Origin of the sequence: Bacillus litorisediminis, assembly GCF_022808645.1 — a bacterium.
In the GTDB taxonomy this organism is placed as follows: Bacteria; Bacillota; Bacilli; order Bacillales; family JC228; genus Bacillus_BF; species Bacillus_BF litorisediminis.
Map to the genome: position 1 here is coordinate 1 of NZ_JAKZKT010000056.1, position 20,059 is coordinate 20,059.

Genomic DNA, 20,059 nt, shown 5'->3' on the forward strand with positions numbered 1-20,059 from the left:
ATAAAGAATAAGAATAATAGACAAATCACACTCATTTCTAAGATGGATTCTGAAAAAAATTCTTAAAATCATAAAGGCATTTGGGAATAAAAACATTCCCAAATGCCTTTTGTCTTCAATCTGAAACTCGCCAATTGGCGAGTTTTTTTCTACATTATTTACTTACCTAGGAACGACTTCAGCATCCATACATGCTTTTCTAGGCTTTGATGAATAGACAGAAGCATATCAGCCGTTGTCTCATCCCCGGCTTCCTCAGCAATAATCATTCCGTCTTTAAATTCATCAATTAAAGTCTCAAAATCTTCTTGAGTGGTTCGTACCATCTCCTCAGCCGTTTCCGTTCCTGTTGCTTCTTTGATTGTTGAAATTTCCAATGCTTCCTTCATTGTGGCAACGGGTTTACCATCAAGCGCCAGCAGTCGTTCTGCTAAATCGTCAATATAAGTATGGGCTTCATTGTAAAGTTGTTCATACAATTCATGCAAGGTAAAGAATTGAGGTCCTTTAACAAACCAGTGGTAATTATGAAGTTTCACATATAGCACGGTCCAGTTTGCAATTTGTCTGTTGACAGTTTGAATTAAATGTTCAGACATACCATCACCCTCCTAGGTTTATAGTACCCTTTTCTTAAAGAGACAAACTTATTTTTTTGATGAAAAAAAGCCTGGATTCCTGTACTATAGAAAAGAGGGAGGGAACACCTTTGTATACGGTTCTTATTATTTCTGTCATAATCGTCATTGTTGTCCTGCTGCTTACAGTCTTAACTACCTCGAAAGCGTATCAATATAAACACACGGTTGATTCGATTGAAAATAATCCCTATTTGCAAAATCAGGATATGAATGAAAATGAAGATAAGAAAAGTGAATAAATTATTTTAAAAGGAAAAAGGCGAAAACCCTATCGGTTTCAGCCTCTGCCCTTTTATTTTTTATGCAAATACTTGTTTTAATTCTTCTTTCGATTTAGAGAGCCAGAAATTAATAAGTCTCTTTGCACCTTCAAGGTCATGGAGTTTTGCTTGCCCGCATTGCTTTTCGTTAGCAGCAGGAATATCCTCAATCGTTGCCACATCTTTCATCGTTTCTTCCAATAAATCAATGATTTCCTCAACTGAAGGAGAACCGCTGACAACTAAATAAAAACCAGTTTGGCATCCCATTGGAGAGATATCAATAATGTCAAAATGGTCGTATTTCTCAGCATGCTTTCTAATATTGAACGCTAACAGATGCTCTAAAGTATGGATCGCATCTGGTTTCATCGCTTGTTTATTTGGCTGGCAAAAACGAATATCAAATTTATTCACAACTCCATCACTGCCTACCTTGTGTACACCGCAGTGACGCACGTATGGAGCTTTAACAGCATTATGATCAAGTTCAAAGCTTTCAACAGATGGCATCGTAAACCCTCCTTAGTTTTTCCTCAGTCTATTCTAACGCAAATTCCGATTTTTTTCATCTACTTAGTTTTATATAAACGATAAATTGCATTCTTCCTTTTTTCTTATTACCATTATCATAATAGTAAAAAAACAAAAAGGTGATCAATTGAAATATATAGCTCTAGGTATTATTCGTTTTTATCAAAAATTTATTTCTCCCTTAAAACCCCCCTCCTGCCGGTTTTATCCAACATGTTCTCATTATGGGTTAGAGGCCATCAAGCGATTTGGCTTTATCAAAGGGGCGTATTTAACCATAGTCCGGATCCTGAAATGCCATCCCTTTCACCCTGGCGGAAATGATCCAGTCCCGGAAAAATGGAACGGCTTTCGCAAAAAGAGCTGAATTTATTTAGCAAATAACGGAAGTTTCCCTTTTATTTATGCAGTATGAAAAGAATGATCTCGAGAAAAATAAATGTGTACAGCTAGAAAGGGGTGTACACATTGGCCAAAGACGTAAAATGCGAAGTAAACAACTGTGTTTTTTGGGAACATGGCAATCTTTGCGGTGCTGAAGAAATTTATGTTGTAGCGCAAAGAGGAGACCGTGCACACAATAGCCGTGAAACAGATTGTAAAACATTTAAACCTGCTGAATTATAAAAAATAATGGGTCAGACATCGGTCTGACCCCTTTATTTCATATGCAGCCAATTCCTTAACTCTTTCCTTAGCAGCTTATTCGATGCATTTCGTGGTAAATAATCAACTGCAATAATTTGCTTAGGAACTTTATATGATGCGATTTTTTCCTTTAGCCAGCTGATTATTGCAGCCTCATTTACCTGCTGTGAGAGCACAACGAATGCAACGGGAACCTGTCCCCAGGTCGGATCGTCTTTTCCAACAACCCCTGCCTCACGGACACTTGGGTGTGATAACAATACAGATTCAATCTCTGCCGGATAAATATTTTCTCCCCCAGAGATGATCAAATCAGAACGCCGATCGAGCACATACAAAAACCCATCCGGATCCAGGTAGCCGATGTCACCCGTTCTAAACCAGCCATTCTGAAAGGCTTGTTCATTCGCATCGGGACGTTCAAAGTAACCGCTTGTAACATTCGGACCTTTTACTAATATTTCACCTGATCCAAATTGATCTGACTCCTCAGCAGTCAGATCAATTTTTACCTGACAAGGGAACAAAGGCTTTCCTGCGGAACCGAGCTTTGTTAAAGCATATTCAGGTGCCAGTGTCACAATTTGTGAAGAAGTCTCTGTCATCCCATAGGTCTGAAAGACAGGAATATTTTTCTCCTCACATTCCTTTAAAATCGGAAAAGGAGCTGGTCCGCCTCCGAGCAGCATACAGCGAAACTTTGGGGAATATGTGCTGTTATCCAAATTATCCAGCAATCTGCGCAGCATAGCTGTTACAACTGATATAATGGTTGCGTTACCATTAATTAGTTCCTGATTGATAGCGGCTTCATCAAATCGTTCATAAAGGATAACAGGAATACCATAAATCACACTTCTCATTAAAATTGAATAGCCGCTTATATGAAATAACGGAACGGCTGCTAGCCAGGCATCATCATGATTCAGTCCAAGGTTAAGTGCAGAACCTGTTGCACTCCACCAGTGATTTCCGTATGTTTGCAGAACTCCCTTTGGTTTGCCTGTTGTCCCGGACGTATACATAACGGAGCAGACATCATCCATAGAGCACTCATCCTGTAAGAAGGAATCGTCTGGAATATCAATAAACGTCGGCTCATGCTCGTTAACCTGGATTTCGCAAATAGAGAATCCATCTATGGCTGCACGATCCCCGTCATGAATCAGACAAGTGGTCCTCGAATTATCTAATTGCCAAAATAGCTCTTCCTTGTGAAGCTTTCGATTTAATAAAATGGTTTTAGCCCCTATTAGCTGTAATGCATGAATGATAAAAACCGTCTTTGCATTATTGTTCATCCAGATTCCAACATGATCACCGTTCCGGATCCCCTTTTGATACAGAAGGTTTGCCCACTTTTTAGCTTCTTCATAAATGTCTTGAAAGGTATAGGAAGTCCCTTTGAAGATTAGTCCGTTTCTCTCGGGTGTTAATTTTGCCCGCTGTGTTACCCAAATCGGCATTACCGTACTAGACATGATTTCACCTTCTTACACGTATTGTCCCAGCAGTTTTCAATCAACTTTTTCGAAGAAGTTCCTATAACCTAGAAAAGCTCAGCGACTAAATCGCTAAGCTTTCCTGAACCATCTTTATTAAGGGAAACGAGGGAACTGGCCAAAGTCTGGTTTTCTTTTTTCTTTAAAGGCATCACGGCCTTCTTTTGCTTCATCGGTCGTGTAATAAAGCAAAGTCGCATCTCCTGCGAACTGCTGAAGACCAGCCAGTCCATCTGTATCCGCATTAAACGCAGCTTTTAAGAAGCGGATGGCAGTAGGACTTTTTTCAAGAATTTCATTGCACCACTGTACAGTTTCTTCCTCTAATTGCTCAAGAGGAACAACCTTGTTTACAAGGCCCATTTCTAAAGCTTCCTGTGCATTATATTGACGGCATAGATACCAAATTTCTCTTGCTTTTTTATGGCCAACAATTCTTGCTAAATAGCCTGAACCATATCCAGCATCAAAGCTTCCGACTTTTGGTCCAGTTTGTCCAAAAATAGCATTATCCGCTGCAATGGTTAAGTCACAGACAACATGAAGGACATGACCACCGCCAATCGCATATCCAGCCACCATTGCAATAACAGGCTTAGGGATTACACGGATTAATCTTTGAAGATCTAACACATTCAGGCGCGGAATTTCATCTTCTCCCACATATCCGCCATGACCTCTTACTTTTTGGTCACCGCCGGAACAGAATGCTTTGTCACCGGCACCTGTTAAAATAATTACTCCAATATTTGCATCATCTCTGGCATAGGCAAAGGCATCAATCATTTCCATTACTGTTTTTGGACGAAAAGCATTGCGCACCTCTGGCCGATTGATCGTAATCTTGGCAATACCATTGTACGTCTCATATAAAATGTCCTCATATTGACGCTCTGATTTCCATTCTATAGCCATTACGAAAACCTCCTCTTTATGTATGTAGTACGAACTCTTTTACTATTTTACCAAAATTTTGCGGGAGTTCCACATGGATTGCATGTCCAGCATTGAAAACATTGATATGACTTGCATGCGGTATCCGTTTTTTCATCTGTTCCGCTATCTTTAAAAATTTTTGATCTTTTTGCCCCGTGATAAATAAAATCGGAATGTCAATCTCATGAAGCCGATTCCACCAGGAAGGCTGACTGCCAGTTCCTAATCCAATCAGACTGTTAGCAAGTCCAATTGGATTCTGCAATAACCGTTCGTGTCTAATTTTTTCCTGTACCGAGTCCGGCAGTAATTTCTGGGTTGCAAACAAAGGGATGTTTGCCCAATAATCCACAAAAGACTGAAGCCCTTCATTTTTAATTTTTAATGCCAAGCTAAAATCATTCTCCTGCCGTTCAATCCGCTCTGCTTCGCTTATTAAACCAGGTGAACTGCTCTCAAGGATTAATTTTTTTACATAAGGCTTTTTTAAAATAGTGTAAGATAGAGCCACTCGTCCGCCCATTGAATAACCCAATAGTTCTATCGAATCAAAAGAAAGCTGTTTTCTTATTTGATTGAGATCCTCGACCTGTTCATTCATCGTATATCTATCAGCTGAAGAAGGGGATTCAGTTTTTCCATGTCCCAGTAAATCAATCGCCACAATGGTGCGGTACGGGCTTAACAAGGAAGCAAGCTCGTCCCAGGTTTTGGATGAACCTGTAAACCCATGCAATAGCCAAAGGGGGGCACCGCTCCCTGAAATCTTGAGATGATACTGAACTCCCCGAATCTTTACATAAATGGATTCTTCATACATGGCCGTTCATTTCCCGGGAAACAAAATTCCACAATTCTCGATGAATAACGACATTTTCCTCGCGATTCGTAAGAATTTCTACTACTTTTAGCCCATGTTTAGAATTAAGGCTTAATAGGGCTTCCTCTAATTCTGCTTCATTACGAACCTTTGTATAAAAACCCTTGTACATTTTGACTGCATGTTCAAATGTCAGGTTAGCTGGGGTCCCAAATAATTTTTCAAAATGATAGGGTTCATTTGCTTGTGGCAGAAAAGAGAAAATTCCTCCGCCATTATTATTTAAAACAAAAATAGTAATATCAATCTCTTCCATTTGACTAATCAGCAAACCGTTCAGGTCATGGTAAAAAGACAGATCTCCGATAAGCAGATAATTAGACGTATGCTTTGTACTTGCTCCCAGCGCTGAGGAGACGACTCCATCAATACCATTTGTACCCCTGTTTGCTAAGACATTAATTCGCTTCGACTGCTTTGACAGGAATGTATCTACATCCCGAATTGGCATGCTATTTCCTACATATAAAAGAGAGTCGTCCGGGAGGTAGTTAAGAATTTTATGAACAGCTTTTCCCTCATTCCACTGCAGCAAGGGACTCTTTTGTTCAATTAACATTCTTGTTTGCTGATTGAGCTTGATCCATTTTTCAGCCCATTTGCTATGCTCCTGTGGGGCCGGACGATTCTGTAATATTTCTTTGATTAATAGCGATTCATTGACAAACCATGAGTCGGTTGCTTTATAAATCGGATCCCGATGGCCGCCCTCGTCAATCACTATGAATCTTATGTCTTCAAGTCCTTGGAGAAATTGACTTAAAGACTTGGAAACTGGCATAGAGCCAAATCGGATCACAAAATCAGGTTTGACTTGTTTGCGAAGTTCTTCAAATCTCAGAAAAGTATCATAACTATCGATGATTGTCGAAACCGAAGAATCTCCATTGGTTCTAAGCTGAGATAACGGATCCGCTAATATCGGAATCTGATAGGTTGCGGAAAGATCCAGCAACCAGTCTGCCGCTTGTTTATCCCCCATCTCTCCTGCAATCATAAGACCGTTTTGGCCAGAGTTTAGCAGACTCGTCAGCTCACTAATCATTGAACTGGTCGGATAGGTTCGGCCAATTTCACTGCTTTTCCTTGGCTGATCTAATGAAAATTCTACAGGCAATTCAGGAATTAATGGCTCAGGCAGCGGAACATTTAGATGGACTGGCCCTTTTGGGGACTGCTGAGCTAAGTCAAAGGCCTTGTAACACGTTTGCCGCAAATAAGAAATCGTATTTGACTGATTAGTTGGCTGTGGCAGATCAATGAACCATTTTACGTGTTTTCCGTATAAATTCGTCTGGTCAATTGCCTGTGGCGCCCCGACCTCTCTTAATTCATGGGGTCTGTCAGCTGTTAAGACAATTAAAGGAACCCTCCCATATTTAGCCTCAACAATGGCTGGGTAATAATTGGCTGTCGCAGTGCCTGACGTACATAACAAAACAACAGGATGGCTTGATTTTTTAGCCATCCCCATCGCAAAAAAAGCTGCAGACCTTTCATCGATCACCACGTGTGTCTGAATGTCAGGATGCTCTGCAAGCAAATAAGCCAGCGGAGTCGAACGGGAGCCAGGACTAATGACTGCATCTCTAACACCGGCTTCGTGTAAGCTTTCAACGATTGTTTTTACATATACCGTTAAAATTGTTTTCCAACTCAATTTTCCATTCCTCCGAGTGCTGATAGCATGGGCTTGAATTTTATCGCTGTCTCTTCATATTCTTTTTCAGGGACAGAGCTTTCTACAACTCCACAGCCAGCAAACAATGTAGCTTTATCTCCTTGTACTAATGCCGAGCGCAGACCGACAACAAACTCCCCATTGTCTTCAAAATCACACCATCCTATCGGTGCAGCGTAAAAGCCCCGATCCATGACCTCTAAGTCACGAATTAATTGCAGTGCCTTATTGCGCGGAGTCCCGCCTAAAGCTGGTGTAGGGTGTAAGCTTTCAACAAAATCTAAAAGTGAAACATGGTGTAAGACCTTTCCTCTTACTCCAGTATATAAATGCTGAATATCCCGCATTTTTAACACTTTAGGTTTTTCATCTACGTCAACCTCTAAACATAAATTTTCAAAGGTTTTCGTAATTTGCTGAACCACATAATTATGTTCAACCGAATTTTTTTTATCTTGCAGCAACCACTCAGCTAGTTTAGCTGTTTCTTCTTCGGTCTGGCCGACCCCAATAGAACCAGCCAAACAAGTGGACTGGGCTACATCTCCCCTCTTCCTAACTAATCGTTCGGGTGTAGCACCGACAAAACTGGCGTCCTCCCAATCAAACGAAAAGACAAAGCTATCTTTTTGTTCCTGGTCTAATGTTTGTAAGACCGATGTTACATCTAGCGGTTGCTCAAACGTTAGTACTAGCTTTCTTGCTAAAACAACCTTTTCAAGCACCTTATTTTTCAAAGTTTGAATGGCGCTGGCAACAGTCTCCTTCCATTGTTCAGGAGCAATTTCTTCTTTGGAAACCAGTACTGGTTTTGTCCGTTTAAAAGATTTTCTTGCATGAGACAAAATGAAATCTAATTCTTGATTAATACCGTTAACAATTGATTCCTCATCATTAGGTTTGCAAGGAAAAGTTACAGATAAATATACATGTTTTTGATTATGAATCGTCAAAAGAAATTTAGGTACAAAGAATTGTGCATTAGGGAATGCCGACCAGATCCCTGCATCTCTTTTTTTGGGGTCAAACGAGAATCCTCCTAAAAGGACTGGTCCTGTCCCTTCAATTTTTCCTTTATTATCAGAAACCACGCGCCCCTTAAACTTAGTCCATTCCTCTTCCACATGTGCAAACCGGCCATGATCGGCATGGGAATGAATCGAAAAAGCACTCCCAACCCCAACAAGTTGTAGCGTGTCATCGGCATTTTTCCAGAAAAAACGCTCGCTCTGATACAAAGCTTGTCCCGCACGGTAAAAATGAAACGGATATATATGATCTAGTTTTAGAATTTCTGACACAAAAAAAGGCTCATTTTTTTGTTTAGCCATTTGGATTGCTTCAAGAGCCTTAGCTGCAAATAAAGCTGGTTGTGCTACAGCCATTTTTAGTCCCCCTATATAGTGGAATCTATACAAATCAGTACAAATGAGACCAATAATATGATGTCCATTCTTTTACTTATGACGGCATCATTACTTGTCATCCAAGAAAGCTTGTTAAAAGCCCGACTAATTTATTTTAAAATACTTTTTACAAATTGTCATGTTTCCGTCATTTATGGACCATTCTCCTTGGGGCACCTGCCATATTTCGATTGTTGACAGGATGTGTCGCATTTCCTACACTTAATCTGTAGGAGTATGTCTTAATGAATCATTTATCATAGAAGGAGTTACTATATGGAAACAAAAATGGAAGCACCCTCTGCTGTGCAAGCTAACAAGGGGTTTAAAGTATGGTGGCAGTTAATGAGGCCTCACACATTAACTGCAGGATTTGTACCCGTAACGATTGGTACAGCTCTAGCATTGCATGAAGGACAAATCAATATTTTATTATTTCTTTCCATGCTCATCGCAAGTCTCTTGATTCAAGCCGCCACCAACATGTTTAATGAATATTACGATTATAAACGCGGCTTAGATAACGAAGAATCTGTCGGGATCGGCGGAGCAATTGTACGAGACGGAGTAAAGCCTGAAACCGTGCTTGGACTCGCATTAAGCTTTTTTGGCATCGCTACACTAATCGGTGTGTATATTTGTATGGAAAGCAGCTGGTGGCTTGCAGTAATCGGTCTCATTTGCATGCTGGTCGCCTATCTCTACACCGGTGGGCCGCTGCCGATTGCTTATACTCCTTTTGGAGAGGTTATATCCGGTTTATTTATGGGTCTTATTATTATTTTACTGTCCTTTTATATTCAAGCAGGAACAGTGACGACAGAAAGTATTTTAATTTCTATTCCAATTTCTATTCTAGTTGGCGCTATTATGCTTTCCAACAACATTCGTGATTTGGATGGGGATAAAGAAAATGGACGTAAAACAGTGGCGATTTTGTTGGGCAGAAAAAAAGCCGTTACCTTACTTGCCACTATGTTTACAGTTTCATATCTGTGGGTTGTAGGACTTGCGTTCACCAGTGAATTTTCATTTTGGCTTTTGCTCGTATTTTTAAGCATTCCAAAGGCTTACCAGGCGGTTATCGGCTTTAAAGGAAAAACCAAACCGATTGAAATGATGCCGGCAATGAAAGCAACAGCTCAAACAAACACGATTTTTGGCTTTTTATTAACAATCGGATTAACAGTATCTTTCTTTGTATAAAAAGAAACTGAGGCAGCTTATTGGGAGCAGTATCCCTTAAGCTGCCTCTTTTTTAAGTTAGGAACAGTATATTTACCCTTCTAATTCAAATACTATGCTAGACCCTATTTCATAAAGAGAGGTGCAGTCTAGAGGGATGAATAAAGACTACGGAAAAGAAATAGCTGGAAAAATCTTTGATGTCCAAGACTATGATAAAAAAGATGAAACAAGTGCTGGATTAGCCATGACACACGAACAGGCAACTGATGACTATACAGAAGGAACCATAGACGGAAAGATGGAGAACGTTGCTGGAGAAGACATAAACCTCCAGGATCAAAGAAAAAAGAATAAATAAGAAGGAGTGAGGATTATCGTTAATCAAGATTTTGATAAATTTAGAGGGATTCAATCGAAACATAGACCTGCCTACCTAGGCGGTGAACAAAATCAGGAAATGCATAATTCCAATGAATTTTCTATGAATAAAAAGGGCGAAACTGAATCAGTCGGAACCATCGAGCCCAATAAAGACTAGCGCAAGAAGGTGTCCTGTCAAGGATACCTTCTTTTTATATGCAACAATTTCATAGCAAACTTGTACCTTGAATACATTGGAAAGGGAAGCATGACGAAAGGAGGGAAAACAATTGAAATCATTTGAGCAAAGTGCCATTTTTGAACATCTATTTTGGCTGCAGGTATTAGGAGATCATGCACGGTTTATTTTGGATTCTCTGCCTGCCAAGCAACAAGAAGATATTGATGTAGCTACTCATTTTAAAAACGAATATGATCGATTATTAACGATGGTTCAGCATGAAGCCTACCCGTCACTAGAAGCTTTAACAGAAGAGGCTGAAAATCTAACATTGGAATTCCGTGATTATAAGCTTTCCATTATTCGCCGTCATGTAACAGGAAAAATCAGAATCCATCTCACCCCTACATTTATCAATCATATGGTTAACGAATTAGAGGAATACTTGCTCATCATCAGTTACTTAAAGAAGGGAGAAGCTCCCCCTATCTTTCATGAGCTGCATCACCATTTACTCTGGTTATTGGATGCTGCGGGGCACGCAGGAGCTATATCTGACAGTCTTGATGCAGTGGAAAAGCGCCTAAAAGAAAAAAGTGATCAGTATACCAAGCATTTTGAACAATTTTATTTAAAAGCCGTGGAATTAACAGGTTACCTTCGAGCAAACATTGAATCCTTCCCAGCTCTAGAACGGATGAATCAGGATGTAAGATTAGAGATTGAATTATTTAAATTATTCTTGCACGAAATTGAAGAGCTGGAGCTAACTGAACGTATGCTAGGAACCTTTGCCGGACTGATGGCTGATCATATGGCCAGGGAAGAATGTTATTACTTAATGAAACTGGCCGAGTCAGCTGGGGATGAAAAGCCCGATTGTGATCCTACCGCGCCTAGGTCACGGGATGAGATGTGATGGCGTGGAGAGTCGGTTGGATTTGTCAAGGGTCCATGATTTAGGGGTGAAGTACCCTTTTTTTGGAGTTCTGAAGCACAGAATTTGCGATTTGCGTAAACCTAATGTCCGTCATAAGTGGGATGATGGACTGAATTTGCGATTTGCGTAAATGAAATGTCCGTCATAAGTGGGATGATGGACTGAATTTGCGATTTGCGTAAATGAAATGTCCGTCATTAGTGGGATGATGGACTGAATTTACGATTTGAGTAAATGAAATGTCCGTCATTAGTGGGATGATGGACAGAATTACAGTTTTAAGTAGATCAAATGTCCTTTATTAGTAGTATACAGGACAATATTCAATTACTGATCAGCTATTAATAGGCCTCAACCACTATTTGAGCAAAATAAAAGTCTTTTGAAAAAGATATCAAGGACCAAAATTGCTACTCGAGGAAAAACGTCCTTTAGAAAACTTGCCATGGACCAAACCCATATTCGAGGAAAAGAACAGTCCTTTAGAAACCATATGAAGGACCAGCTCTCTCAGCAAAAACAAAAAAAGCTGCTCATTTTGAGCAGCTTTTTTACACTATGACCCGTACGGGATTCGAACCCGTGTTACCGCCGTGAAAGGGCGGTGTCTTAACCACTTGACCAACGGGCCATTATCTGGCGGAGAAGGAGGGATTTGAACCCTCGCGCCGGTTACCCGACCTACACCCTTAGCAGGGGCGCCTCTTCAGCCACTTGAGTACTTCTCCAAATTGGCTCCGCAGGTAGGATTCGAACCTACGACCGTTCGGTTAACAGCCGAATGCTCTACCACTGAGCTACTGCGGAATAAAATACTGTAGCTAAATAAATAATCATATTTATGGAATTGAGTAAAAAATGGTGGGCCTAAATGGACTTGAACCATCGACCTCACGCTTATCAGGCGTGCGCTCTAACCAGCTGAGCTATAGGCCCAATTTGGAGCGGGTGATGGGAATCGAACCCACGACAACAGCTTGGAAGGCTGTGGTTTTACCATTAAACTACACCCGCATGTAAATCTATGGGGCGGCTGATGGGAATCGAACCCACGAATGTCGGAACCACAATCCGATGCGTTAACCACTTCGCCACAGCCGCCATCAATCAATGGTGGCTCAGGACGGAATCGAACCGCCGACACAAGGATTTTCAGTCCTTTGCTCTACCGACTGAGCTACTGAGCCAATAAAATCATATTTTCTAAGATGTTATGCGGTAGTCCTTCACCCAAGTCTCAGAAAGCTGTTGCAAGTAGCAGCTCGACTTGTGTGCTGTAGCATAGCTTCGAAGCTATTCGATCGTGCTCTACCGACTGAGCTACTGAGCCACATCATAGTTGTAAATGGCGGTCCGGACGGGACTCGAACCCGCGACCTCCTGCGTGACAGGCAGGCATTCTAACCGACTGAACTACCGGACCATTTATTAAAAATAGTAAAAGAGCAAAATTTTGGTTGCGGGGGCAGGATTTGAACCTGCGACCTTCGGGTTATGAGCCCGACGAGCTACCGGACTGCTCCACCCCGCGGTAATAGAAAGTGATTTAATTTTGTACATGAACTACGATCATATTGACTGTCTCTTCCTCTACTAGCCTATTCAAGGAACTTGATGCGTCGAGACAACTCGTAGTATATTCGTGAAGTGTCGCTCGTTGCTCCACCCCGCGATAATAAAATGGCGGAGGAAGAGGGATTCGAACCCCCGCGCGGTTTGACCCGCCTGTCGGTTTTCAAGACCGATCCCTTCAGCCAGACTTGGGTATTCCTCCGTATAAATGGTGGACCTTGTAGGACTCGAACCTACGACCGGACGGTTATGAGCCGTCTGCTCTAACCAACTGAGCTAAAGGTCCATTTGGTAGCGGCGGAGGGGATCGAACCCCCGACCTCACGGGTATGAACCGTACGCTCTAGCCAGCTGAGCTACGCCGCCGTCTATGTTATACCAAATTATTTTACCCTATAAAATTGGTGGAGCCTAGCGGGATCGAACCGCTGACCTCCTGCGTGCAAAGCAGGCGCTCTCCCAGCTGAGCTAAGGCCCCATTTCACTTATGAACATGGTCGGGAAGACAGGATTCGAACCTGCGACCCCTTGGTCCCAAACCAAGTGCTCTACCAAGCTGAGCTACTCCCCGTCATTGAAAATGTTTCAATAACGAAATCTTAATGGCGCGCCCGACAGGAGTCGAACCCATAACCTTCTGATCCGTAGTCAGACGCTCTATCCAATTGAGCTACGGGCGCTTAAGTATTTGGTGCCGAGGGGGGGACTTGAACCCCCACGAAGGTCACCCTTCCCAGGATTTTAAGTCCTGTGCGTCTGCCGATTCCGCCACCCCGGCAAAAAAATGGAGCGGAAGACGGGATTCGAACCCGCGACCCCCACCTTGGCAAGGTGGTGTTCTACCACTGAACTACTTCCGCATATGCGGGTGAAGGGACTTGAACCCCCACGTCATAAAGACACTAGATCCTAAGTCTAGCGCGTCTGCCAATTCCGCCACACCCGCGTAACAATATTGGTGAGCCATGCAGGACTCGAACCTGCGACCCTCTGATTAAAAGTCAGATGCTCTACCGACTGAGCTAATGGCTCGTTTTAGATTGTTGCTGCATGCTAGATGACGATCTATCTAACACGAGAACCATCTCTCAGAGTGCCCAAGCAAGTAGAAATCGATCTGAACTTTACCTGTTTTCTCGTGAGGAACATGATCGCTTTCAACTTAATAAAACTTAGAACTGAAAAATGGTGCCGGCGAGAGGACTTGAACCCCCAACCTACTGATTACAAGTCAGTTGCTCTACCGATTGAGCTACACCGGCATAAATTAAATCGCAACAAGATTTTATTATAATGCTTTTTCGAATAAATGTCAAGATAATTTTTAACTAAAATGGTGGAGGATGACGGGATCGAACCGCCGACCCCCTGCTTGTAAGGCAGGTGCTCTCCCAGCTGAGCTAATCCTCCATTGTATGGCAACGTCCTACTCTCGCAGGGGGAGAGCCCCCAACTACCATCGGCGCTGAGAAGCTTAACTTCCGTGTTCGGGATGGGAACGGGTGTGACCTTCTCGCCATTGTTACCACACTGTTATTTCTATTAATGAGACAAGTATTATTATACTGTCTTTATATTATTTTGCAAGAGCTTTTTTTAATTTTTTAAAAGAAGTCTGCTTGCATGTTTCTTTGCTTTATCAAAAGCAGCGAAATTTAATATAACATGAATATAACTCTATTGCAATATAATCTTTTATTAAAAAACCATTCAATTTTTTCGAAAATAAAAACATGCCTGACCTTCTAAAAAATGAAGGCCAGACCATTATTATCATCCTATAAGTTCTTTTAATACAGATAAATTTCTCCATGAATAGGCGATTTCTTCATGTACTTTATTTCCAATATGTAATGTCTGTCGATCTACCCCTACTGGTTGAAAGCTTTCGTAAAATAGCTTAAATGGATTTTCATCCAAAACCCAGACGAGCATGCTTTTAAATCGCTGACTCTCAAGATAGTCCAGACCTTTCCTTAAAAGCGCAGTTCCAATTCCTTTCCGATGATAATCTCTTAAAATGTAAATGGTGGTTAATTCTCCGTCTATATCATATTTTTCTGTTCTTTCTTTAGTGAAGTGAGCAAACCCGACTATTTTTCCTTCCACTAATGCGACCAAAATCTGCCCTATGCCCTGCTCATTTTGCTGTTTATAAATATGCGTCCACTGTGTGATTTTTTGCGGCATATTTAATCCATCTAACTCATCATCCAGTACAATTCCCTTATACGTTTCCCTCCAGCACTGAATATGTACAGACGCAATAGCTTCGATATCACGCGCTTGCGCCACTCTGATTTCCATGCTTCTCTCCCCTTTTGCTTTTGCGTTTCTTTCTTTCATTTAATAAAAACGTTGTAATACCAATAATAACAATTGATCCGCCAAGAATTTGCGTTAATACAACTGCCTCGCCCAGAATATAGTACGCAAGAATCGTAGCTCCTACAGGTTCAAATAAAATTGCAATTGAAATAATGGATGTACTTACGAATTTGATTGACCAGTTAAAAAGAGTATGTCCTAATAGATTTGGCACGATTGCAAGCAATAAGAAGTACATCCATTGCAGTGATGAATAGGGTGCCAGAGGCTCTTGTTTAATTAATATATAAAAGAATAAAGTAATGGTACTGACACTATAAACAATAAAAGTATAGGTCATGAGTGAGACGCGTTTTCTTACGGATTGACCAAAGAACAAATAAAATGTAATCAGAGCACATGCTATTAAGGCGAGAAAGTCCCCCCAAAGAGCAATCCCGCTTATCCGAAAATCTCCCCAACTAATTAATACACTCCCTGTAATCGCTATGATTCCGCTTGCTATCATAGCTGCCGTAATTCGTTCCTTAAAAAAGAGGGCTCCGCCGATAAATGCAAATAGCGGCTGTAGCGTAACTAGAACTGTGGAACTTGCTACAGATGTATAGTTCAGGGATTCAAACCACAGGATGAAGTGAAATGCAAGAAACACACCAGAAATAGAGGAAAATAGCCAATCTTTCCTGGTTATATGCTTCACCTCTCCTACATATTTTAAAAGAAATACAGGGAGCATAAGAAGAACAGAAAAAAGCAGCCTGTAAAAAGCGGTAACTCCAGACGGTGCCTCTGCTAATTTTACAAAAATAGCGGAGGTTGATACTGAAATTACACCAATTAAAATCACGACATAAGGGTTAATCTTAGCAGTACTCAACAAAGTCATCTCCAATTTATGATAAGATAATGCATAATGCCATTGTACAATGGATGTAGAAAGGTTGGAACTATTATTAATTTCTACTACAGAGACAGAAAGTTAGGTTGATTCGAATGGAATGGCTCGAAGATTGGATGAGATTAGACATAGTTATAAAGCTCGGTGTTTCAGCAGTGCTTGGATTAGCGATTGGATTAGAGAGAGAATTGAAGCGAAAGCCAGTCGGATTAAAAACAAGCTTAGTGATTTCGATTGTCAGCTGTTTATTAACGATTATTTCAATTGAAACGACTTATATGGTTCCTGCCAGACCAGACGTCAATGTCACAATGGACCCGCTTCGTTTAGCCGCTCAAATTGTGTCTGGAATCGGATTTTTAGGCGCCGGGGTCATTTTAAGAAGGAATAATGACAGCATTCTTGGTTTGACCACTGCTGCCATGATTTGGGGGGCAGCCGGAATTGGGATTACAGTTGGAGCAGGCTTCTATTTCGCCGCAATTGCCGGGGTAATCTTTATACTGATAAGTGTCGAATTAGTCCCATTTTTATTAGGACTGATTGGACCAAAGCAATTACGGGAAAAAGAGATCCTTTTAAAGGTTATTGTCGTAAGGCAGAGTGCGATTCATGATGTGATGGAGAAAATTGAAGCTTTAGGAATGAACATTGACAGTGTTCGTATCAAAGATCTCCCCGACCATCAGCATTTGATTCAGCTCCGATTGTCAGTTGATTACCGCCAGCAGACTGCTGAAGTATACGAAATGGCCGTTAATTTAGATAGTGTGACAAGTGTAGAAGTAGAAAGTATTTAGACGAAGTTCCAGCGATTGGAGCTTCATTTTTATTTACATACTCCTTTTCTCTTTTAGACAACCTAATTCTATAAATAGAATTGGGCAGGTGAGTCATTTGAAAATTTGGAAAGCAGCCCTGTTATTTGTTGGCATTGCTATTATTGGGTATGTCATTATTTATAAAGTTGAACCAGAGTACGCTTATATTCCTCCAGAGAAAAAAATCCTAAATGAATCAGCAGTGGATATAAAGACAGATATGTATCACACAAGCCTTGGCGAACCATTAAACAATCAGGGAATCGTTCAGGCAAATGCTGACGATTGGGGCATCACGATTGATGAATCATTACTTTCTTTAGGACGTGATGCTTTTTATCAGGAGACATTCGGGAATGAAATTTTTTTGACAGATATTATGGGCATTGTGGACGGTCCTTTTACAATCCCAAATATTATGCAAGCAATTATGAAATTAAATGGAGAGGGAACAACAAATTTACGGGTTGAACTGGCTGATGATATTAAGATTGGAGATAAACAATACCGAAAAGGTGATCTAATTGATACCGGGATTGATGTTGTTAAAGGCACCTATACTCCTCTTGGCATGCCAGTTACATTTTCAGATGGAAGAGTAAGAGTCGGGGTCAGTTGTGCCGCTTGCCATGCCACGGTAGACCGCGAAACCAAGATGGTAATTGAAGGCGCTCCCAATGCAGATTTAAACGCCGGTTTGATCTTGGCTTTGGCTACCAATTCAACCGCTTATTTTACTCATGCGCAATTAAGCAATTTAAATGAATTTATGAACAATTTAAAAAGTACGGTCACGACTACAAACGGAACAGAAGAAGCTCTGCCTGATCCAATTTTATTGGAGAAGGCGGTTGACAATATTCTGGTAAAATGGCCACCAGGTAACTTTGATTCAACTATTGATTTGAAAGCAAATCCTGCCCAAATTCCTGATTCCTTTACATTGGGAGATCACCCATACGGATGGAGCGGGTTTGCAATGGCTGGCCCTTTTAAGGGACTGAGTTCCTTTAGTAATAATGTACATGCTCAAAATGCTGATGCACTTTCACAAGCGGAAATAAGCAAGCCTCTATTTGGGATTGATAAAGAGGTGTATATAGGAACGATCCTGCAAAATGCGGCAAATCCAACATTTAGATTTAGTCCCGGGTCTGGAATGAAGCCTTCTGAATTTTTTGCTTCTGTTGACCCTACCCCAGATTCGTCTGGCATTAACGAATTAGTCCCGTCCCCAGTTTATCCAAAGGTTTCAATAGTTGCGCCGGATGGCCTTTTTGTCAGCTCTCCCGGTTTTAAAATTTGGGAACAAATCAATGGAATTGCTGCGTGGCAAAATACAATAATACCGCCTCGTCCAACAAGGAAAATTCCTTCATCAGACACATTAGCATTAGGCAGGACAGTTTTTGAACAGGCTGGATGTATCTCCTGTCATGCAGGAAATTCCTATACTAACAATCGAGTAGTATCGGTTAATGAAATAAAAACAGAACCTTCGAGAGCTAAAGCATTGCAGAATACTGAAAAAATATTTGGAGAATCTTACGTTTATCAGTTTGAGCAGAATGTCCCTCTCCCTGAAAATCCTATAGTTTTAAAGGTACCTGTTAATCACATCGATCCTGAGCAAATAAAATTAGCCTATGCTCACGGGGATTCACCAGGAGGCTATAAAACCCCGAGCTTAATTGGTCTTTATTGGACTGCTCCTTATTTACATGATGGAGGTATTGCTGTCGGAAAAAATATCGGCAGCGAGTTGGGAGTGCCTGGCACTCTCTTAAAAGGAATTCAGCCAGACCCCTATAACAGCCTAAAGGCATTAGTAGATCAAGACCTGAGACAAAAAGTCTTAGAAGCCAACCGCACCATCAAAGATTTACAGCAGGTTCACATACAGGGAATCGGACATCCATTTTGGGTAGACGCATCAACCGGATTTACACCAGAACAGCAAAATGCTTTAATTGAATTTTTGCTTTCTTTAAAATAAATTATTTAAATTAAAAAGCCTTCCAATGATCGGAAGGCTTTTTTATGTAGCGGTTTTCGCTAAGATTGTTGCTACCCGAATAAATATTTTTTACTGTAGCGGAATGGAGCGGATGACACTCGACTCCCGCGGGTAGAAAAGTAAGGCCTGAGACACCGCAGGCAAAGCCGAGGAGGCTCCACTTGCTCCCAACGAAAAGCAAGTGTCTGGAGCGCAATGAAACGGACACATTTGCCTTCATAAAAAAACAACAAAGTATGCGAAAACAGACTTTATGTAACCTTTAACTCGTAAGGACCAAAAAGGCTTGATAACCAAAATAAAAACCAAAACCGATTAATGATAGACCCGATAATTTAGAGACTAAGCTCAACATCTTCATATTTAAGAATCTCCTGAAGCTGCTGGAAATGCAAGCCATCGTAAAATCCCATAGCATCACACCTATCAAAATAACACTGCTATAGATCCAAAGCTGACTCACATCATATGAGGCTGCGGTCTTAGCCAATACGGATCCGTAAATACCAAGCCAAAACAAAATGGTTAAAGGATTAGAGATGGATAAAAGAAAACCCGCTAGAAAAGATTTATAAACGGGTTCTTTTTTTCTTGCACTACCTGCTTCGCTTGGATTGCTGCTTACTAACGTCTCTACTCCTGTATAAACAAGTACAAAAAATCCAAATGACCACAGAAATGTTTGCATAAAAGGGGTGTCAAGAAAATGGACGACTCCTAAATAGACAAGAATCATATATAAAGTATCCGCCATCATCGCTCCTAAACCTATTAGCCAAGAATGGAAGAAACCATACTTTATGCCACGATCTAACTGGGCGGAATTTATCGGACCAATTGGAGCTGCTAAAGATAATCCTAAAAGCAAGTAGCTAAAAAGTGTATTCAAAAAACATCCCCCCATCTGCAATGCATTACTATTCTATTCACGAGGCAATGCTTGTACGACTAAAAAAATGGGGTTCTCCGTCAAATGTTGGGGTGATGACTAATTGTCGTCACCCTTAACCAATGTGAACCCCAATTCCTTTATATTGATGTGAAAGTAATATTTTGGCTCTAAAGCGTTTAAAGCTTCTAAAGCCAAATGCGTTTCGTTTTAATACTTTGGTTGAGTTATTGATCCCTTCCAAAAAACCATTGGAAAAGTTATATGCAAAACTATTAAGAATTTCGGTTTGCCAGTTTTGAATGGTTTGAATGGCCTTTTTCATTTCTGGAATTTCAGAAGCCTCAACCAGTTGATAAAAATCCTTTAGTTCTTGT

The 20,059-nt window shown here is 40.9% G+C and carries 20 protein-coding genes, 21 tRNA genes and 1 rRNA gene; 9 read left to right on the plus strand and 33 right to left on the minus strand.

The features are described 5' to 3' along the window. Window positions 1-158: 158 nt before the first annotated feature. A complete protein-coding gene (locus tag MLE14_RS19530; RefSeq protein WP_243300127.1) occupies window positions 159-599 on the minus strand; it encodes a Dps family protein in 441 nt (146 codons plus the stop codon). 110 nt (window positions 600-709) lie between these two features. On the opposite strand from MLE14_RS19530, the gene ytzI reads away from it, so the two are divergent. Continuing rightward, window positions 710-880, plus strand: coding sequence for a YtzI protein (ytzI, locus tag MLE14_RS19535; RefSeq protein ID WP_243300128.1), 171 nt, complete (start codon window positions 710-712; stop codon window positions 878-880). 60 nt (window positions 881-940) lie between these two features. On the opposite strand, the gene MLE14_RS19540 is transcribed toward ytzI, so the two are convergent. After that, complete coding sequence (locus MLE14_RS19540) at window positions 941-1,414, minus strand: S-ribosylhomocysteine lyase (protein WP_243300129.1); 474 nt, start codon at window positions 1,412-1,414, stop codon at window positions 941-943. A 148-nt stretch (window positions 1,415-1,562) separates the two neighbouring features. On the opposite strand from MLE14_RS19540, the gene yidD reads away from it, so the two are divergent. Further along, window positions 1,563-1,802 carry a membrane protein insertion efficiency factor YidD gene (gene yidD / locus MLE14_RS19545; protein WP_243300130.1) on the plus strand — a complete coding sequence of 80 codons (240 nt, stop codon included), beginning with the start codon at window positions 1,563-1,565 and terminating at the stop codon, window positions 1,800-1,802. Between the two features lie 101 nt (window positions 1,803-1,903). Next, window positions 1,904-2,062, plus strand: a complete 159-nt coding sequence (locus tag MLE14_RS19550) for a DUF1540 domain-containing protein (RefSeq protein WP_243300131.1) — start codon at window positions 1,904-1,906, stop codon at window positions 2,060-2,062. A 32-nt stretch (window positions 2,063-2,094) separates the two neighbouring features. Here MLE14_RS19550 and MLE14_RS19555 read toward each other — a convergent pair whose 3' ends face one another. From MLE14_RS19555 to MLE14_RS19575, 5 genes are all read right to left on the minus strand, one after another. Continuing rightward, window positions 2,095-3,564 (minus strand): o-succinylbenzoate--CoA ligase, encoded by a 1,470-nt coding sequence (locus MLE14_RS19555; protein ID WP_243300132.1) that lies wholly within the window; start codon window positions 3,562-3,564, stop codon window positions 2,095-2,097. A 117-nt stretch (window positions 3,565-3,681) separates the two neighbouring features. Further along, window positions 3,682-4,500, minus strand: coding sequence for a 1,4-dihydroxy-2-naphthoyl-CoA synthase (menB, locus tag MLE14_RS19560; RefSeq protein WP_243300133.1), 819 nt, complete (start codon window positions 4,498-4,500; stop codon window positions 3,682-3,684). Window positions 4,501-4,516: 16 nt separating this feature from the next. Further along, window positions 4,517-5,341 (minus strand): 2-succinyl-6-hydroxy-2,4-cyclohexadiene-1-carboxylate synthase, encoded by an 825-nt coding sequence (gene menH, locus MLE14_RS19565; protein WP_243300134.1) that lies wholly within the window; start codon window positions 5,339-5,341, stop codon window positions 4,517-4,519. Beyond that, window positions 5,334-7,061 (minus strand): 2-succinyl-5-enolpyruvyl-6-hydroxy-3-cyclohexene-1-carboxylic-acid synthase, encoded by a 1,728-nt coding sequence (gene menD / locus MLE14_RS19570; RefSeq protein WP_243300135.1) that lies wholly within the window; start codon window positions 7,059-7,061, stop codon window positions 5,334-5,336. Before menD ends, menH begins: the two co-directional genes overlap by 8 nt. Continuing rightward, window positions 7,058-8,467, minus strand: coding sequence for an isochorismate synthase (locus MLE14_RS19575; protein ID WP_243300136.1), 1,410 nt, complete (start codon window positions 8,465-8,467; stop codon window positions 7,058-7,060). The genes menD and MLE14_RS19575 overlap by 4 nt, the downstream gene beginning before the upstream one ends. A gap of 297 nt (window positions 8,468-8,764) precedes the next feature. On the opposite strand from MLE14_RS19575, the gene MLE14_RS19580 reads away from it, so the two are divergent. The 4 genes from MLE14_RS19580 to MLE14_RS19595 all read left to right on the plus strand — a co-directional run bounded on the left by MLE14_RS19580 (window position 8,765) and on the right by MLE14_RS19595 (window position 11,136). Continuing rightward, complete coding sequence (locus MLE14_RS19580; protein ID WP_243300137.1) at window positions 8,765-9,694, plus strand: 1,4-dihydroxy-2-naphthoate polyprenyltransferase; 930 nt, start codon at window positions 8,765-8,767, stop codon at window positions 9,692-9,694. Window positions 9,695-9,830: 136 nt separating this feature from the next. Then, complete coding sequence (locus MLE14_RS19585) at window positions 9,831-10,034, plus strand: YozQ family protein (RefSeq protein ID WP_243300138.1); 204 nt, start codon at window positions 9,831-9,833, stop codon at window positions 10,032-10,034. Between the two features lie 6 nt (window positions 10,035-10,040). Further along, window positions 10,041-10,214 (plus strand): hypothetical protein, encoded by a 174-nt coding sequence (locus MLE14_RS19590; RefSeq protein WP_243300139.1) that lies wholly within the window; start codon window positions 10,041-10,043, stop codon window positions 10,212-10,214. Window positions 10,215-10,326: 112 nt separating this feature from the next. After that, window positions 10,327-11,136, plus strand: a complete 810-nt coding sequence (locus tag MLE14_RS19595; protein WP_243300140.1) for a DUF2935 domain-containing protein — start codon at window positions 10,327-10,329, stop codon at window positions 11,134-11,136. Between the two features lie 580 nt (window positions 11,137-11,716). Here MLE14_RS19595 and MLE14_RS19600 read toward each other — a convergent pair. From MLE14_RS19600 to MLE14_RS19715, 24 genes are all read right to left on the minus strand, one after another. Next, window positions 11,717-11,788, minus strand: a tRNA-Glu gene (locus MLE14_RS19600). 6 nt (window positions 11,789-11,794) lie between these two features. Then, a tRNA-Ser gene (locus MLE14_RS19605) sits at window positions 11,795-11,885 on the minus strand. Between the two features lie 4 nt (window positions 11,886-11,889). Next, window positions 11,890-11,964: transfer RNA gene (locus MLE14_RS19610), tRNA-Asn, on the minus strand. Window positions 11,965-12,016: 52 nt separating this feature from the next. Then, a tRNA-Ile gene (locus MLE14_RS19615) sits at window positions 12,017-12,093 on the minus strand. A gap of 4 nt (window positions 12,094-12,097) precedes the next feature. Then, a tRNA-Gly gene (locus tag MLE14_RS19620) sits at window positions 12,098-12,171 on the minus strand. A gap of 11 nt (window positions 12,172-12,182) precedes the next feature. Beyond that, window positions 12,183-12,258, minus strand: a tRNA-His gene (locus MLE14_RS19625). 10 nt (window positions 12,259-12,268) lie between these two features. After that, window positions 12,269-12,344 (minus strand) — tRNA-Phe (locus tag MLE14_RS19630). A 159-nt stretch (window positions 12,345-12,503) separates the two neighbouring features. Next, window positions 12,504-12,580 (minus strand) — tRNA-Asp (locus MLE14_RS19635). 31 nt (window positions 12,581-12,611) lie between these two features. After that, window positions 12,612-12,688 (minus strand) — tRNA-Met (locus MLE14_RS19640). Between the two features lie 150 nt (window positions 12,689-12,838). Next, window positions 12,839-12,931 (minus strand) — tRNA-Ser (locus tag MLE14_RS19645). A 7-nt stretch (window positions 12,932-12,938) separates the two neighbouring features. Further along, a tRNA-Ile gene (locus tag MLE14_RS19650) sits at window positions 12,939-13,015 on the minus strand. 3 nt (window positions 13,016-13,018) lie between these two features. Beyond that, window positions 13,019-13,095: transfer RNA gene (locus tag MLE14_RS19655), tRNA-Met, on the minus strand. A 36-nt stretch (window positions 13,096-13,131) separates the two neighbouring features. Next, window positions 13,132-13,207: transfer RNA gene (locus tag MLE14_RS19660), tRNA-Ala, on the minus strand. 16 nt (window positions 13,208-13,223) lie between these two features. Further along, window positions 13,224-13,300, minus strand: a tRNA-Pro gene (locus tag MLE14_RS19665). A gap of 32 nt (window positions 13,301-13,332) precedes the next feature. Next, window positions 13,333-13,409, minus strand: a tRNA-Arg gene (locus MLE14_RS19670). Between the two features lie 9 nt (window positions 13,410-13,418). Beyond that, a tRNA-Leu gene (locus tag MLE14_RS19675) sits at window positions 13,419-13,507 on the minus strand. Window positions 13,508-13,514: 7 nt separating this feature from the next. Then, a tRNA-Gly gene (locus MLE14_RS19680) sits at window positions 13,515-13,589 on the minus strand. 3 nt (window positions 13,590-13,592) lie between these two features. Next, window positions 13,593-13,675: transfer RNA gene (locus MLE14_RS19685), tRNA-Leu, on the minus strand. A gap of 10 nt (window positions 13,676-13,685) precedes the next feature. After that, window positions 13,686-13,761, minus strand: a tRNA-Lys gene (locus MLE14_RS19690). A 154-nt stretch (window positions 13,762-13,915) separates the two neighbouring features. Continuing rightward, window positions 13,916-13,991, minus strand: a tRNA-Thr gene (locus tag MLE14_RS19695). A gap of 72 nt (window positions 13,992-14,063) precedes the next feature. Further along, window positions 14,064-14,139 (minus strand) — tRNA-Val (locus tag MLE14_RS19700). Window positions 14,140-14,142: 3 nt separating this feature from the next. Next, window positions 14,143-14,259: ribosomal RNA gene (rrf, locus tag MLE14_RS19705) — 5S ribosomal RNA — on the minus strand. A 243-nt stretch (window positions 14,260-14,502) separates the two neighbouring features. Continuing rightward, the gene (locus MLE14_RS19710; RefSeq protein WP_243300141.1) at window positions 14,503-15,036 is read right to left on the minus strand and encodes a GNAT family N-acetyltransferase; all 534 of its coding nucleotides are present in this window, start codon (window positions 15,034-15,036) and stop codon (window positions 14,503-14,505) included. Continuing rightward, entirely contained in the window at window positions 15,008-15,943 is a 936-nt protein-coding gene (locus tag MLE14_RS19715) for a DMT family transporter (RefSeq protein WP_390629264.1), read from the minus strand. The genes MLE14_RS19710 and MLE14_RS19715 overlap by 29 nt, the downstream gene beginning before the upstream one ends. A 128-nt stretch (window positions 15,944-16,071) precedes the next feature. Here MLE14_RS19715 and MLE14_RS19720 point away from each other — a divergent pair, with 128 nt between their 5' ends. Both MLE14_RS19720 and MLE14_RS19725 read left to right on the plus strand, forming a co-directional pair. Further along, window positions 16,072-16,755 carry an MgtC/SapB family protein gene (locus MLE14_RS19720; protein ID WP_390629268.1) on the plus strand — a complete coding sequence of 228 codons (684 nt, stop codon included), beginning with the start codon at window positions 16,072-16,074 and terminating at the stop codon, window positions 16,753-16,755. Window positions 16,756-16,843: 88 nt separating this feature from the next. Next, window positions 16,844-18,772, plus strand: a complete 1,929-nt coding sequence (locus MLE14_RS19725; RefSeq protein WP_390629266.1) for an electron transport protein — start codon at window positions 16,844-16,846, stop codon at window positions 18,770-18,772. A gap of 283 nt (window positions 18,773-19,055) precedes the next feature. Here MLE14_RS19725 and MLE14_RS19730 read toward each other — a convergent pair whose 3' ends face one another. Together MLE14_RS19730 and MLE14_RS19735 are read right to left on the minus strand one after the other, a co-directional pair. Then, the gene (locus MLE14_RS19730; RefSeq protein ID WP_243300145.1) at window positions 19,056-19,682 is read right to left on the minus strand and encodes a LysE family transporter; all 627 of its coding nucleotides are present in this window, start codon (window positions 19,680-19,682) and stop codon (window positions 19,056-19,058) included. 115 nt (window positions 19,683-19,797) lie between these two features. Continuing rightward, the coding region (locus MLE14_RS19735; RefSeq protein WP_243298557.1) for a transposase at window positions 19,798-20,059 on the minus strand (262 nt) is incomplete at its 5' end.